Below are 15435 nucleotides of genomic sequence, written 5' to 3' on the forward strand. Positions count from 1 at the left end.
AAGTTGGCATTCATAATCCAGCATTTCAATTGAGCAGAATCAAGCTAAAGCGTTTCGCTGAAAACGCGGAGCGGGCCGATATTATAGAGCCCGGCAAACCTACCTACGAACAGCTGCGCGGCCGTTGGCACGAAGAGTTCTTCAAGAACCCGCACGGCATTACGCTGGAAGTAGGATGCGGAAAAGGAGAATACACCGTGGGCTTGGCCACCCGCTACCCCGAGCGTAATTTCCTGGGCCTTGATATTAAAGGTGACCGGATATGGCGAGGTAGCACCCGTGCCGAAGCACTGGGCCTGACCAACGTAGGCTTCATCCGCACCCGGGCCCTGGACTTGCCGAAGCACTTCGCACCTGGCGAACTGAGTGAAATCTGGATAACCTTTCCCGACCCCCGGCCGCGTGACCGGGATATCAAGCGCCGTCTTACCGCGCCGCGCTACCTCGACTTGTACCAGCAACTACTACAACCCGGTGGGTTGGTGCATCTGAAAACCGACAATGAAGCGTTGTTTGATTACTCACTGGAAACGCTCCAGCAACGGCCCGGTGTGACGCTGCTAGTCTTCACCAAAGACCTGTACGCCACGCCAGAGCTACTGCCACACGCCGAGGATATCGAAACCAACTTTGAAAGCAAGTACCGGACGCAGGGGGTTCCCATCAAGTACTTGCAGTTCCAGCTTTCCTGATGACAGATTCTATATTCAAGAGCACAAGTTAGTTTGCGGTGCCCTTGAACTCAGCCTACTGTGTGCTAGGTCACCGAGCTTGTTAACCTATTGACGCTCCCATGCAGCCACTACCTATTCTAGATATTGCACATTTGTTGCCGGTGCTGGATGCGCACTTGGTTTCCTTGTTGCGCGCACTGCCGGCTTCGGATTGGGAGAAAGCGACGGTGGTGCCTACATGGCGCGTGCGGGATGTGGCGTTGCACTTGCTCGATGGCTCTCTTCGCACCTTGTCGATGCTGCGAGACGGGCACTTCGGTGGGCCTGGGCCAACCAGTGGCGCACACGCCGACGTAGTACGCTACCTCAACCAGCTCAACGCAGAATGGGTAGCAGTTGGTCAGCGGCTGAGCCCGCAGGTAATCACATGGTTGCTAGAGGTCAGTGGCCCTGCCTACAATGCCTATATGGCGTCATTGCCACTGCATGAGCCTGCGGTGTTTGCCGTAGGCTGGGCCGGGGAAGAACAATCGTGGAACTGGTTTCACGTGGCCCGCGACTACACTGAAAAATGGCACCACCAGCAGCAAATCCGGCAAGCAGTAGGACAGGAAAAGCCCCTGTTGACGCCCGAGTTCTACCAGCCGTTTCTGGCTACTTGCATACGGGCGCTGCCGCACCATTACCGGACCGTAGATGCCGCCCCCGACACAGTGGTGCAGTTCACCGTAACCGGTGCAGCTGGCGACACGTGGTACTTGCAGCGCCACGTTGCGGGGTGGGAGCTAGGTACTTACTACAGCGGACCAATAGCGGCTACTATTACGCTGGACGGCGCTGTGGCGTGGCGGCTGTTCACGAAGAGCCTCCCCAGGCCCTTAGCTGAGGCGCACGTCGTGGTCGAGGGGGAGCCGCATCTGACGCAGCCAGTGTATAGCCTGCTCACGGTTATGGCCTGATGGGTAAGCCTTGATGTGCTAGCCCTCCTTGCTCAAGATGCCTCTCCGCTACAACAGCGAGGCCAGCTACCCGTTAGGGCGCTGGCCTCGCTGTTGTAGCGGCAATACAGCCACGAGAAACTTAGTCTTCCAACTCCTCGAACACCGCTTCCATTTCCGAGAAGTCACGCAGGCCGGGCTTGAGTTCGTCGCCGCCTTCGAGGACGATACCCGTAGGGCGGATGGTCTCGACAAGCTGGCGGACGGAGCCTTTGGTACTGGCAGCGAAGTTGGCGCCTAGCCAGATAGGGAAGGAGCCAGCTTGCTGCATGAGATGGGAAAGCTGTTTGGGAGTGAGCGGCTGGTCGGGCGCCTGCGCCAGCACGAAGCCTGCCACGTGTGCTTGCTGGTCGCGAAAGCGAGTATCTACGTCTTCGGGTAGCATATCGGGTATCCAGCTCACGAGCTTAAGCACGGGTAGGGCCAGCTTAGCCAGCTCCTCGGGAGTGCGGCGGCGGTGCAGCAGAATGCCCTGCAGATTGCAGCGCTGGGCGAGGTCGTTGATTTCGGCCGCGGGCAACGTATCAAATTCGCCAATCAACTCCACGCCGGCTATCCAGCCGCTGATTTCTTTAACGGCTTCTGGGGTAAGGTGCCCGGGCAAGGAAGGATCCAACTGAAACGTGAGCCGGTCGGCTCCCATGCCGGCGCAATAGCGAGCATCAGAGAGGTTGTTGATGCCGCGCACCAGCACGGACGTAAGCAAGGACATAGCAGATAAATTAGGTGGTCCACAACGAATGCGGCCTTTGTGCGAAGCGCAAAAGTAAACATTCCGGGGGAGCCGCTGCGCGTTAGTGGCTGCCGTTGTGCAAGTCAGCAGAAACCATCGGAAACCAAAGGAAACCACGACCGGCCGGCATGTGTTATCTTTGCCACGTGGCCGCGGACCTTGACTCCACGGGCATTTCACTTATGACGCAATTTACAGCTTCCGCGCCGCCAGTTACCAAGGGGCGCGTCCTCGTCGCTATGAGCGGCGGTATTGATTCATCCGTAGCGGCCTTGCTGCTGCACGAGCAGGGTTACGAAGTGGTTGGAATGACCATGAAAACCTGGGACTACGCCTCGGCCGGCGGCTCGAAAAAAGAAACCGGCTGCTGTTCGCTTGACAGCATCAACGATGCCCGGCAGATAGCAGTAGACCTAGGCTTCCCGCACTACATCATTGATATTCGCGACGAGTTCGGTGATTTCGTTATCTCCAACTTCACCGACGAGTACTTGGCTGGCCGCACGCCTAACCCGTGCGTGCTGTGCAACACCCACATCAAATGGGATGCTTTGCTGCGCCGTGCCGATCAGCTGGGCTGCGAGTTCATTGCCACCGGACATTACGCCAACGTACGTTTCGAAGACGGCCGCTACATCGTTAGCAAAGGCCTCGACGAAAACAAAGACCAAAGCTATGCCCTCTGGGGCGTGAGCCAGGAGAGCCTAAGCCGCACGTTGTTTCCGTTGGGCCACATGCGCAAAACAGAAATTTATGACGAGGCTCGTCGGCGGGGCTTTACGGAACTTGTAAACAAGCCGGAGAGCTACGAAATCTGCTTTATTCCTGACAACGACTACCGTGGCTTCTTGCGGCGCCGGGTGCCGGGCTTGGAAGAGCGGGTAGCGGGTGGCCGGTTTGTCTTGCGCGACGGTACGTTTGTTGGCAACCACGAAGGGTATCCTTTTTACACCATTGGGCAGCGCAAAGGCCTGGGGGTGGCGTTAGGGTTCCCGGTATACGTGACGGAAATCCGGCCCGATACCAATGAAGTGGTGCTTGGCAATTTCGATGACTTAGCCAGCAGCCGCACGGTAGTAAGCAAGCTCAACATGGGCAAGTTCGCTTCGTTGGAAGGACGTGGGTTGGTGCCCAGCACCACCAAAATCCGCTACAACCACGATGGAGCCCCGGCTTTTCTAGAGCAAATCGGCGACAAAATTCACGTGTATTTCGAGGAGCCTGTACACGCCGTGACGCCTGGCCAAGCCGCTGTGTTCTATGATGGGCAAGATGTGCTCGGCGGCGGCTGGATTGAACGCCATACTATTGGCGAAAGTCCCGTATCTTCGGCTGCTACTGCCACGTTATAATTCAACTTTTATGTCTTGCTATTCGTCGCTACTCACCTATTTTTCATCTCATCGGTGGGCGGCTGCCGGGCTGTTGGCGCTGGCCGTGGCGAGTTGCAAGAACGAATCCGAGAAGGTCGTCCCGATCGACACCAATTATTACCCGTTGGCCGTGGGCGACTTTCGGATCTATAACGTAGTTGATACCACCTGGACCCGCAACGTGAAATCATACAGCCGGTTTCAGTTTCGGGAGCGGGTGGCCGAGCAGTACGTAGACGACACCGGTCGGCAGAATTTTCGCGTGATACGGTCTCGGCGCGCAACTGCCGCTGATTCTTGGGTGGATGACAGTGTGCTGGTAGTGAGCCCGGCCGCGGGCAACGTGTTGGTTACGCGCAACAACGAACGTCGGGTAGAGTTGATATTTCCGGTGCGCGAGGGCTATTGGAATGCCAATGCTTTCAACAACCAGAACGATATCAAAGAGCAAAACCTGCGCTATATCCGCGTAGGTGAGCCTTTCACTACCACATCTGGCACCACTACCGTCACCTATCCTCAAACTTTGACCACCACCACGCCGGATGAGAAGGAGGAAACGACCTACATCAACCGTTTCTATTATTTCCGGGTGCAGCAAGTGTATGCGTTAGGAGAAGGGATAGTGTATCGAAACCGGCGCCGGTTCATTTACACCGAGCCCGGTACCAGCGACATTCCTTCCCCAAACGTTATTTTTAGAGGCACGTCGCGTACGGAGGTGCTAATCGAAAAAGGCCGTTAATACCCAAGACAACTGCTACAAAAACCGCCGCCCTGCCTACTGGGTGGCGGTTTCTTTTTGCCCAAAGGGCATGTGTCAGGTAGTTGTGGTAGGCGGCTAGGAGTTGATTACCTGCGTAGCAAAAGGATCGTAGAGAACCGAAAGCAAAGGAGTGTGTTGCCATAAGGGAAGGGCCGGAGATAGGTGAGTGGCACAAACCCGGCTTTAGTGCTAAAATCGTATCTTTCAGCAAGTGTTAACTGATCTTTGCTTATGCGTGTTTTTTCCTTTGCATTGCTCACCGGGCTAACTGTTGCTACGGCCCTCTCACCAGGGGTGGCGCAGAGCAACGCCGGTACTGCTGCGGCCACCGTACGGAAGCATCTGGTGTATTTCCGAGACAAAGCAGGTACGCCTTTTACCGTGAGCCAGCCCCAGGCGTTTCTCTCGGCGCGGGCTATTACGCGCCGGACGCGCCAGAATATTGCCGTACAGCCCCGCGACCTGCCCGTGACCCCCGACTACGTAGCGCAGGTGCGTGCAGTGCCCGGCGCAACCGTGTGGTACAGTTCGCGCTGGTTCAACGCGGTTGTGGTCAACTGTGACTCAGCCACGCTGGCTACAGTGCAGGCGCTGCCCTTCGTGCGCAGCACCCAGACGTTGAATCGAAACGCCACTGCTGCTACGCCCCGTAAGCAGGAGGCTGCTCCCGTAGATAACAATCAGCAGCGGGTGCAAGCCAACCCTATTTATGGTACGGCATACCAGCAGGCGTTTATGATTGGGGCCGTGGCCATGCATACTGCTGGCTTCCGGGGCGAGGGCATGCAGATTGCTGTGTTTGATGATGGCTTTCCGGGCGTGAATCAATCGGCGCCGTTTGCTTCGTTGCGCACTGAAAACCGCATTGCGGATGCCTACAACTTCGTGGAGCGCAGCGCCGATGTGTACCGGCTAGATAGCCATGGTACTAATACCCTTTCCACACTGGCCGCCAACCAAACGGGCGTATTCGTGGGCACAGCTCCCAAGGCGACGTACCGGCTGTACGTGACCGAGGACTATTACGCAGAAAACCCCATCGAGGAAGTGAACTGGCTGGTGGCAGCCGAGCGAGCCGATTCTGCGGGCGTCGATATCATCAGTTCCTCGTTGGGCTATCGGGATTTTGATGTGCCCTATATCAACTACTCCTATGCCGACCTAAACGGACGCACCGCTATTTCAACCCGCGCCGCAACGGTAGCCGCTCGGGTAGGCATGCTGGTGGTAAATTCGGCGGGCAACGAAGGCAACCGGTCGTGGCAGAAGATTTTGGCGCCGGCCGATGCCGATTCCATCCTGACAGTGGGAGCAGTCGATTCGTTGCGTAATTACGCACCGTTCAGTTCTCAGGGGCCAAGCGCCGACAACCGCGTTAAGCCCAACCTAGCTGCTCAGGGGGCCCTGGCAGCAGTGGTCAACGTGGCGGGGCAGCCAACGCGCAGCAATGGCACGTCGTTTTCTTGTCCGGTGCTGGCGGGTATGGTCGCTGGTTTTTGGCAAGCTAACCCTACGCTAACTGCCCAGCAAGTCATTGGCTTTTTGCAGCGTTCCGGCTCGCAGTACGCCAGTCCCAACAATTTATTGGGGTACGGTATTCCCAATTTTGTGCTGGCCTACAATCTTGCTAATCCTGGCATGCCCCTGGCCGCTGCTAATCCGGCTTCAGCTAATAACCAATTGGTGGTGTATCCCAACCCGGTGAAAGACGGGGAGCTATATGTGCAGCTGACGCCTGCTTTTCGGTCGTTGCCTTTGCAGGTCCGGGTTTATGATGCCCGTGGTACTATGGTAGTTGAACGCCTACTGCCGGCCACCACTGCTGCTGAGGTTCGGTTACCTACTTCTTCGCTAGCGAGTGGAGTATATAGCTGTGCTGTACAAGCTGGCGGTAAAGTGCAACGCAGTGTGCGGTTTGTGAAGCAGTAGGCGGATTGAGGCTTCACATAAGAATGAATTTAACAGATGTTGAAGCGTATATTTTTAGTATTAAGCAAAAAATATTAGTATCTTGTCGGGGGATTCAACGAGGTGAATTCCACTTTCTTTTAACTCGGGTCTTCAAACCCAAAACACCAGTAGCATGCTACAAATGATGATTTCGAAGCGCCTGGGGCGTCGCCAGTTTCACTTCACCGTTCAGGGCGCCAACCTCCACGAGGTAGTGACCGAGTACGAGCGGCTGAGCTTCCCTGATGTAGCCAAGTGCGGCATCTGTGGTTCCGATAACCTCGACCTGACTGCCCGCGTGGCGCAGGATAAATTCAAATACACGTCGCTCCGTTGTTTGGACTGCCGTGCTGACGTGACGTTCGGCAAGCGCCAGGAAGATGATCAGACCTATTTTCTGCGCAAAACCGAAGACGGCAAACTAGACTGGAAAGCCTGGACCAAAGAAGAAGTAAGCAAATAAGGCGGCCGTTCGGTCCCAACAAGTAAGAGGCAGGTGCTAGCGGAAACGTCTGGTGCCTGCTTTTTTCTTTACTGACAGATGCACAGTGCACTACACCTAAACATTAGGTGATTGAAGGCAAACAGCAGAGGCTGCTCACTGCCACTCGGCTACTAGCACTAATCACCAGCGGGGCTAGATTTGATGGGTTTGGTAAGAGCACCGGTAGTCTAAATAATCAACTTTATGTAGCTTGCTGTGGTCATGGATATCTATCGTCGCCACAATATTTCCACGTATGGATCAGGGCCACAGACCCTGGTATTTGCTCATGGGTTTGGTACCGACCAACAGGCGTGGCGCTACGTTGCACCCGCTTTTGCAGCACAGTACCGTGTCGTACTCTTCGACTTAGTAGGGGCGGGCAATTCCGATCCAGCGGCGTATGATTACACCCGCTACCAGACCCTGGATGGCTACGTAACCGACCTGCTCAACCTGCTGCGGGAACTGCAACTGTCTAAGGTGCTATATGTCGGGCACTCGGTCAGTGGCATGATTGGCGTGTTGGCCGCTATTCAGGAACCAGCGTTGTTCGAGAGGCTTGTCTTGCTGGCTGCTTCTCCGTGTTATGTTAATGACGAAAGCTACGCAGGTGGTTTCGACCCTGTTGATTTAGAGGAGATGCTTCGCTTCCTCGGGCAAGACTACCTTAGCTGGTCGCACATGATGGTGCCGGCGTTAGTTGGTGGGGATATGCGCCCTGAACTATTAGATGACCTGTTGACTAGCTTTTTGCGGGTGGAGCCAGCCATTGCCCGCCAATTTGCTCGGGCCACTTTCCTCTCCGACTATCGGAACGAGCTACACAAGCTGCGTATTCCAACCTTAGTTGTGCAGTGTGCCGATGACTCGGTTGCGCCCCTGCCGGTAGGGCACTACCTACACGCGCATCTACCTGATAGTACCCTGGCCATTGTGGACGCTGAGGGGCATTACCCGCACCTAAACGCGCCCGTGGCAACTATCGATGTACTAAAGCGCTATCTGGGGCCAGCTCCCCTAGCCCCCGAAAGCTCGGTTCGCTGACGTCTCTGCCTGGTTCGCTTTAAAGGTGCTACGGTAGCTAAGCAGTAGAGCAGAGTCCTCGCTAGCCTTGGGCGAAGTGGCGGGCACGCGAAGTCTTCGATGACCAGGACTAAGCCGCGCCAAGACCGCCGTCATTATAGGGGTGGATTTTCATTTAGAGCAAACAATAAATATTCCGGCGTCAACCGTTAAGGCTGAGCCGTTCCTTACGGGTTGCTGACAGTGGCTGCTGATAGTTCTGTTGGCACCTACTCAGTTACTCACTTACTCTGTACCTTCGCGGTATGACACTTACTCGCCGCCGGGCGCCGATGCTGGCGCCTTCTCTGCTTGCTGCCGACTTTGGTAATCTTCAATCCGAAACCGAGCGCCTGGCCGGTAGTGCGGCCGATTGGCTGCACTGCGACATCATGGATGGGCGTTTTGTGCCCAACATCTCTTTTGGTATTCCGGTGCTCCAAGCCATTCACCGCCACGCGCAACAGCCGCTGGATGTGCACTTGATGATTGAGGAGCCGCAGAATTATCTCTCGGCCGTACGCGACGCCGGGGCCCGCAACATATCAGTGCATTACGAGGCCTGTACGCATTTGCACCGCGTAATAGAGCAAATCAAGGCGCTGGGTTGCGGCGCGGGAGTTGCTCTCAATCCCCACACCCCCGTGTGGGTGCTCGAAGACATTGCGGCCGACCTCGACCTCGTAGTGGTAATGTCGGTTAATCCGGGCTTTGGAGGACAGTCGTTTATTCCAAACACGCTACGCAAAGTAACTGCCTTGAAAGAGCTGCTCGTAGATAGTGGCTCGTCGGCGCTTATCGAGATTGATGGCGGGGTCAACCAGGACAATGCTTTGGCGTTGGTGGAAGCCGGGGCTGATGTATTGGTGGCAGGGTCGTTCGTGTTCAACTCACCCGACCCGGTGGCCACGCTGGCCGCGTTACGGGCGCAGCTCGCAGCAGGAATGGACTTAGAAGAACAGGAGCTGAGCTAATGCCCCACTTTTCCTCTGTTGTTGGCTGGTTGGTGCGGCCGTTGCATGTATTGAGCGTGGTGCCGTTGGCAGTTGGGGGGGCCTTAACGCTCCCTCTGCTGCTGCCGGCTACGGCCGTGGCGCAGCAAACTACCCGCATCACTATCAGTGGAACGGTGCGCGATGCCGACGGGCAGCCGGTGGAACTGGTAGGAGTGGGCGTGGAAGGGCAAGCCGGGGGCACGTCTACGGACAGCGACGGACGGTTCACGCTGAACGCAACCCGTACCACTCAACCGGCAGTGTTGGTTGTGCGGGCGTTGCGCTTTAAAGTGCTCCGGGTGCCCCTGACCTTAACCGAGGATCGGCGCGGTTTGGCGTTGACGCTGCAAAGTGACTCGCGCGCTTTGGGCAACGTAACCGTACGGGGCCGCAACAACGACGACGCCAACACCCGCGAGCAGGTCAGCATGATCAAGCTCGACCCCCGCACTGCCAAAGTGCTGCCTTCGCCCTTCGGCGACTTTAACGCCATTCTGAAAACGCTGCCCGGCGTATCGTCGACCAACGAGCTAACCAGCACCTATTCGGTGCGCGGCGGCAACTACGACGAAAACCTGGTGTACGTCAACGGTATTGAAATATACCGGCCATTTCTGGTGACGGCTGCCCAGCAAGAGGGATTGAGCTTCATCAACCCTGATTTGGTGAATAGAGTGGAGTTTTCCACTGGGGGCTGGCAGCCGCAGTTCGGCGACAAGCTTTCGTCGGTGTTGAACATTCAGTACAAGCAGCCCACCACGTTTGCAGCTTCCGGTACGGCTAGCCTGGTGGGCGGCGCGGCCCACGTGGAAGCTACTTCGCCCAACAAACGCGTAAGCTATTTGGCGGGCGTGCGCTACAAGAATGCCACGTATGTGCTTCGCTCCCTCCAGCAGCAGCAGGGCGGCTACAACCCCACGTTCTACGACGGCCAACTGTACCTCAACGCCAACCTGGGCCCCAAAGACTATCCAGAACGCACGTCGTTGGGGTTGCTGACCACTTTCGCCCACAACGACTATCGGTTCACGCCCGAAACCGGACAGAGTACCTTCAGCACGGCCACCAACCAGTTTACGCGGCTCTTTATCGTGTACAACGGGCGGGAACGGATGCAGTACGACATGTACCAGGGGGGGCTCAACCTGAAGCACAATTTCAGCGACAAGTTTCAAACCGAATTGCTAGGCGGCTTGGTGTACTCACGCGAACTGGAATACCGCGACGTGGAAGCCAGCTACAGCCTAGCTGACATCAACCGCGACCCGAACTCGCCGGATTTCAACCGGGCCGTCCGGCAGCGCGACGTGGGCTCCCGGTTCGACCACTCGCGCAATACGCTCACCGCGCGCATCGCAACAGCGGAGGCGCGCGCCCGCTGGACGCCGGGCAACGGCCACACGGTGCGCTTTGGGGTGAAGTCGGGGCAGGAGCGGATTGAGGATGTGCTTAACGAGTACAGCTTCGCCGATTCGGCCGATTATGTGCCCGATGGCCGCCGCACCCGGCAGGTTTCCAACTTAGACTTGAGCAGTACCCGGACACAAGGCTATGCCCAGCACACCATCGAACTGGATTCGTTGCGCACGCTCACGTACGGGGTGCGAGCCCATTATTGGTCGGTGAATCAGCAGGTGGTGGTAAGCCCACGGGTGCAGTTTGCTTTCGTGCCCCGCAAGCACGCCAACCATTCCTACAAAGTAGCGGCCGGCCTGTACTACCAGCCTCCTTTCTATCGGGAACTGCGCGACCAGCAAGGCACCCGGGCCACGCCGGGTAGTCCGCTCATCATTCAGGCCAACCTGAACCCGGAGCTGCGTGCGCAACGGTCGATGCACTTTATTGTGGGCAACGAAATCCGGTTCGAGCAATGGGGCCGGCCGTTTCGCTTCACGGGAGAAGCCTACGTGAAATACCTCACCGATGTGGTGCCCTACGACATAGACAATGTTCGGCTGCGCTACTTCGCCAAAAACAACGCCACCGCCTACGTGGCCGGCTTCGATGCCCGGGTGGGCGGTGAGTTCGTTAACGGGGCCGAGTCGTGGTTCAGTTTGGGTGTCCTGACCACCCGCGAAAACATCGAAGGCGACTTTGTGACGCGCTATGACACGCTCAACAATGTAATTGGGCGGGATGCGAAAGGGTACATTCGGCGGCCCCAAGACCAGCGGGTCAACCTGGGGGTTTTCTTTCAGGACCATTTGCCTGATAATCCTTCGGTGCGCGGCTACGTGAACATTGTATTTGGTACGGGGCTGCCGTTTAGTCCACCCGGCTTGCCTGAGCTACGCGGCACTAGCGCCCAGACACGTTCCTACAAGCGCGTTGACCTGGGTTTCTCGAAGGTGGTGGCGCTAAATAATCAGCCAGACCGGCCTGCGGGCAAGCTGGAAAGCCTTTGGATAGGGTTAGAAGTGCTGAACGTGCTGGGCGCTAACAATGTGGGAGGCTATAGCTACATTCAAGACCTGAACGGCCGCACGTACTCCGTGCCCAACTACCTTTCGCAGCGCGTTGTGAACCTGCGCGTGGTGGCGCGGTTTTAACGGGTCCCTAGCCAGTTTTTCTTGCACCACGCACCGCCCGCCAGCGGCATGTTGCGCGCAGTTCTTACTTACGGACGCTAGCTAGAGAGCTTTTTAAGGCAAGGAGGAACGGCATTCGCTTCTCTTTTCTATCTTCAATCCATGTCTATCGTCCTGCCTTTTATTGCCTCCCAACTGTCTGAAATACCAGTTCTGGAAACCGAGCGTTTGCTTTTACGTGGCTACCGGCCCGATGATTTAGTGGAATCGGCGGCCATGTCTGCTAGTCCTGAGTTCTACCGCTACTTAGGCGGTGAGCCGATATCGAAGGAGGAAGCGTGGCGGCGCATACTCATCCAACAAGGGCATTGGTCGCTGATGGGCTATGGATTTTGGGCGGTGGAAGAAAAAAGCACGGGCTTGTATAGTGGGTCCATCGGCTTCGGCGACTTCAACCGCGACATCACACCTTCCATCAGCGGAATGCCCGAAATGGGCTGGGTGCTGGCGCCGCGCGTACACGGCCGCGGCTACGCCACCGAGGCTGTTCGGGCGGCGCTGGCCTGGGGCGAACAGCACTTTCACACCCCGCAGACGGTTTGCATCATCGACCCAGACAATGTGGCCTCGTTGCGGGTTGCGCACAAATTTGGGTATCAGCAAACAGCCCACACCACTTATAAGCAACATCCCATCCTAATCCTGACCCGGCCGCAAGGCATAAGTGTCACCTAACCAAGGAACTGCTGGCCGGCTAGGGCAAAAGTTTGCGCAGGGCCAGCAGGCACAGCGCTACCGAACCCGCTACTTGGATGTGGCCGTTGAGGATTAGACTTTCAATTTCCGTGATAGGCGTGGTCAGGACTTCGATATTCTCGGTTTCATCGAGGTCCTGCGTGGCTACTCGGCGCGCATTGCGGGCCAGAAAGTAATAGATGCGGTTGGTGTCTTTGGTTGGGTTGTCGCAGACGGCGAGCAACTGCTCCATGTCGTCGGAAACATAGCCGGTTTCTTCCAGCAACTCGCGCTTGGCAGCGGCTAACGGGCTGGTTTCGTCTTCATCCACTACCCCGCCAGGCAACTCAATCAGGATTTCGCCGATGCCGTGCTTGTACTGGCGCACAAGTACTACGTGCTGGTCTTCCGTAACGGCGAACACCAAGGCTACGTCGGCTCGTACGCTTACAAAATAATCGTCGAGTTCCTGGCCGGTGGGGAGTTGCACATGGTCGCGGCGAAGCTTATACCAGTGGTGGTCGAAGACCAGTTCCGACTTCAGCGTGGTCCAGGGCTTTATTTCTTTGGACATGGGGAGTTTAAAAGGAAGAGGCAGCAAAATAGGGAGAGAATCTGCTTTCCTTGCCTTGAATGAGGTAGGACAAGGAAACTGCCAGGACTTAAGCTGGAAATAAATTGACTGCTCCTGCTCCGCTACAGGTGCCGCAGTGTGCTGCAATCAATTCAGGTGCTTACTTTTATACCTGCTGGGCTCCGGCCGAGCAACCCAGACCAAACCCGCTCTGCTGGCCTACTAAGCTGGCTGAGCATTTTCCTTCTTGCTTGTATGCACTACCCGCAACTTTCCTTTTCCCGTCTCCACCGGCTTCTGGCCAGCGGCGTAGCGCTGCTGTTGGCGCCCATGCTCCTTGTTTCCTGCGGCGGAGACGATTTAGATATTGATGCTTTAAACGCAGAAGCCCTGGCCCGCCAAAAGGCCGTGCGCGCAGCCGATTCCGTAACCATCACCAAGTACATTGCCGATAGCAGCTTCACCAACGTGCAGCGGCGGCCTTCCGGCTTGTACGTAGTGACCAAGGTGGCGGGCACGGGCGCTACGCCACAACCCGGCCAGAACGTGTCGGTTCTCTACAAAGGCTTGTTCCTTACGCAGCCCACCCGCATATTCGATCAGTCGAAGCCAGGGCCAGATGGTAAGCTAGATCCCATCAAGTTTTCGTTGGGTAGAGGCCAAGTCATTCCGGGTTGGGACGAAGGCATTGGCTTGCTGCGCAAAGGCGAAAAAGCAATTCTGCTGATTCCCTCGGGGCAAGCATATGGGCCAAGCGGAGCCGGCAACGTCATTCCTGGCAACACGCCTCTGCGCTTCGATGTGGAATTAACGGATTTCAACTAGGCTTGAAAGAACACTGAGAACCTAGTTGGTGTATGCAGCCGGAGCCTGCGTCCGGTCAAACGAGTTTTCGTTTGACCGGACGCAGGCTCCGGCTTTTCTTATGGTTTCAGCCAGTAAGCAGCAGTGGTAGTGATAGTGGCAAACTCACTGCAAGGACAGCGTTAGCGCAGCGCCGATGCGGAGGCTTCGCGGTAGAGAGAAGAAGGCGACAAGTGAAATATGTCGCGCAGGGCGCGGCTGGCGGCGTGGTAGCCACACATACCGTGCACGCCGCCGCCGGGCGGGGTGGCTGAGGAGCAGAGGTACATGCCGGACCGGGAAGTACGATACGGTGATACGCGCAGGGCCGGGCGGGTAAAGAGCTGCGTGACATCCAGCAAGCCGCCGTTGATGTCGCCCCCTACATAGTTGGGGTTGTAAGCTTCCATTTGAGCGGTGTCGAAGGTATGCCGCCCGATAATTCGGTCCCGGAAGCCGGGGGCAAAGCGCTCCACTTGTTGCTCGATGGCCGTCGTCATATCCACGCGGGAGCCGTTGGGCACGTGGCAGTAGGCCCAGGCCGTGTGCTTGCCAGCCGGGGCGCGGGTGGCATCAAAAAGGCTTTGCTGTGCCAGCAGCACAAATGGCCGTTCGGGATGGTGGCCGCGAGTGGCAGCCTTTTCGGTGGCGGCAATTTCCTCTAGCGTGCCGCCGAGGTGCACGGTGCCGGCCTGCGCGCAGCCCTCGGCCGTGAACGGAATAGGAGCATCAAGCGCCCAATCTATTTTGAACACGCCCATGCCGTATTGGTAGCGCCGCAACTGCCACTGGTAGATGCTGGAAAGGCTGTGCCCGGCAATCTGGAGGAGTTGCGCGGGCGTTATGTCGAAAAGAACGGCTTTGGCCAGCGGTATGTCGGCCAAGTGCCGCACATACGTGCCGGTCTGGATGGACCCGCCCAGCGCAACGAAGTGGGCGGCCAGCGCATCGGCAATGGCCTGGGAACCCCCTTTGGGCAGGGGCCAGCCTTGGCGGTGCGCCGCAATGAGGAGCACCAAGCCAATAGCCGAGGTGGTGAGGTTGGAAAGGGGCTGAATGGCGTGGGCTGCCATACCGGCGAACAGGCCTCGGGCCTGCTTGGTTTGGAAGCGGCTGGTTAGCGCGGTAGCCGGTAGCAGTGCGGGTAGCCCGAACTGCGCCATAGCCAACGGGTCGGAAGGGAAGTGCAGGGGCGCTAGCACATCCTGGGCAATGTGGGGCCAACTGGCAACCAGCGGCTCCAGCAAGGTGCGGTAGGCACGTTCATCGGCACCCAATGCGCGGGCCGTATCAGCTAAGGAAGTAACTACCGTGGCCGCCGTACCATCGTCGAAGGGGTGCGCAGCAGATACAGGGGGCGTGATGTACTCTAGGCCGTACTGGGCCAGGGGCAGGGTTTGAAAGAAGGGCGAGGCCGCCGCCAGAGGATGAATAGCCGAGCAGATGTCGTGTTGGAAGCCAGGTAGCGTTAGTTCGGCGGTGCGCAAGCCGCCCCCAATCTGGTCTTTGCCTTCGAGCAGCAGCACCGACAAGCCCGCCTGTTGCAGCTCGATGGCCGCGGCCAACCCATTTGGGCCGGAGCCTACTACCACCGCGTCGTAATCTGTAGTGTTCATGCGAAAAGAAAAAAAGCGCTTCGTGCGTTTGTGCGCGGAAGAGGTTACGTGAAGAAACGAGGTTGCTGGGGCAGTGACTTAAGGCCGCAACGTGGTCTGTA

At 57.3% G+C, this 15435-nt stretch carries 14 protein-coding genes; 11 read left to right on the plus strand and 3 right to left on the minus strand.

The features are described from left to right. Window positions 1-29: 29 nt before the first annotated feature. Both trmB and MTX78_RS11260 read left to right on the plus strand, forming a co-directional pair. The gene (trmB, locus tag MTX78_RS11255; protein WP_243802699.1) at window positions 30-692 is read left to right on the plus strand and encodes a tRNA (guanosine(46)-N7)-methyltransferase TrmB; all 663 of its coding nucleotides are present in this window, start codon (window positions 30-32) and stop codon (window positions 690-692) included. Between the two features lie 101 nt (window positions 693-793). After that, entirely contained in the window at window positions 794-1633 is an 840-nt protein-coding gene (locus tag MTX78_RS11260) for a maleylpyruvate isomerase N-terminal domain-containing protein (RefSeq protein WP_243802702.1), read from the plus strand. A 121-nt stretch (window positions 1634-1754) separates the two neighbouring features. Here the strand turns inward: MTX78_RS11260 and MTX78_RS11265 are convergent, their stop codons facing one another. Next, a complete protein-coding gene (locus MTX78_RS11265; RefSeq protein ID WP_243802704.1) occupies window positions 1755-2384 on the minus strand; it encodes a beta/alpha barrel domain-containing protein in 630 nt (209 codons plus the stop codon). A 203-nt stretch (window positions 2385-2587) separates the two neighbouring features. Between MTX78_RS11265 and mnmA the strand changes: the two genes are divergently transcribed. From mnmA to MTX78_RS11305, 8 genes are all read left to right on the plus strand, one after another. Beyond that, entirely contained in the window at window positions 2588-3757 is a 1170-nt protein-coding gene (mnmA, locus tag MTX78_RS11270) for a tRNA 2-thiouridine(34) synthase MnmA (protein ID WP_243802706.1), read from the plus strand. A gap of 10 nt (window positions 3758-3767) precedes the next feature. Continuing rightward, complete coding sequence (locus MTX78_RS11275; protein WP_243802708.1) at window positions 3768-4523, plus strand: hypothetical protein; 756 nt, start codon at window positions 3768-3770, stop codon at window positions 4521-4523. Window positions 4524-4775: 252 nt separating this feature from the next. Beyond that, on the plus strand, window positions 4776-6473 hold the full coding sequence (locus tag MTX78_RS11280) for a S8 family serine peptidase (protein ID WP_243802711.1): 1698 nt from the start codon (window positions 4776-4778) through the stop codon (window positions 6471-6473). A gap of 163 nt (window positions 6474-6636) precedes the next feature. Further along, on the plus strand, window positions 6637-6957 hold the full coding sequence (locus MTX78_RS11285) for a hypothetical protein (protein ID WP_243802713.1): 321 nt from the start codon (window positions 6637-6639) through the stop codon (window positions 6955-6957). 243 nt (window positions 6958-7200) lie between these two features. After that, window positions 7201-8025, plus strand: a complete 825-nt coding sequence (locus tag MTX78_RS11290; RefSeq protein WP_243802716.1) for an alpha/beta fold hydrolase — start codon at window positions 7201-7203, stop codon at window positions 8023-8025. Between the two features lie 284 nt (window positions 8026-8309). Next, a complete protein-coding gene (rpe, locus tag MTX78_RS11295) occupies window positions 8310-9017 on the plus strand; it encodes a ribulose-phosphate 3-epimerase (RefSeq protein ID WP_243802718.1) in 708 nt (235 codons plus the stop codon). After that, entirely contained in the window at window positions 9017-11587 is a 2571-nt protein-coding gene (locus MTX78_RS11300; protein ID WP_243802720.1) for a TonB-dependent receptor, read from the plus strand. The genes rpe and MTX78_RS11300 overlap by 1 nt, the downstream gene beginning before the upstream one ends. Window positions 11588-11728: 141 nt before the next feature. After that, window positions 11729-12301: a GNAT family N-acetyltransferase gene (locus MTX78_RS11305; RefSeq protein WP_243802722.1), complete on the plus strand. Its 573-nt coding sequence runs from the start codon at window positions 11729-11731 to the stop codon at window positions 12299-12301. Between the two features lie 19 nt (window positions 12302-12320). Here MTX78_RS11305 and MTX78_RS11310 read toward each other — a convergent pair whose 3' ends face one another. Continuing rightward, on the minus strand, window positions 12321-12875 hold the full coding sequence (locus MTX78_RS11310) for an NUDIX hydrolase (protein WP_243802724.1): 555 nt from the start codon (window positions 12873-12875) through the stop codon (window positions 12321-12323). A 255-nt stretch (window positions 12876-13130) separates the two neighbouring features. On the opposite strand from MTX78_RS11310, the gene MTX78_RS11315 reads away from it, so the two are divergent. After that, entirely contained in the window at window positions 13131-13700 is a 570-nt protein-coding gene (locus MTX78_RS11315) for an FKBP-type peptidyl-prolyl cis-trans isomerase (RefSeq protein ID WP_243802726.1), read from the plus strand. 161 nt (window positions 13701-13861) lie between these two features. Here MTX78_RS11315 and MTX78_RS11320 read toward each other — a convergent pair whose 3' ends face one another. Then, window positions 13862-15334, minus strand: a complete 1473-nt coding sequence (locus MTX78_RS11320) for a phytoene desaturase family protein (RefSeq protein ID WP_243802729.1) — start codon at window positions 15332-15334, stop codon at window positions 13862-13864. Between the last annotated feature and the right edge of the window lie 101 nt (window positions 15335-15435).

The sequence above is a fragment of the Hymenobacter tibetensis genome (assembly GCF_022827545.1).
In the GTDB taxonomy this organism is placed as follows: Bacteria; Bacteroidota; Bacteroidia; order Cytophagales; family Hymenobacteraceae; genus Hymenobacter; species Hymenobacter tibetensis.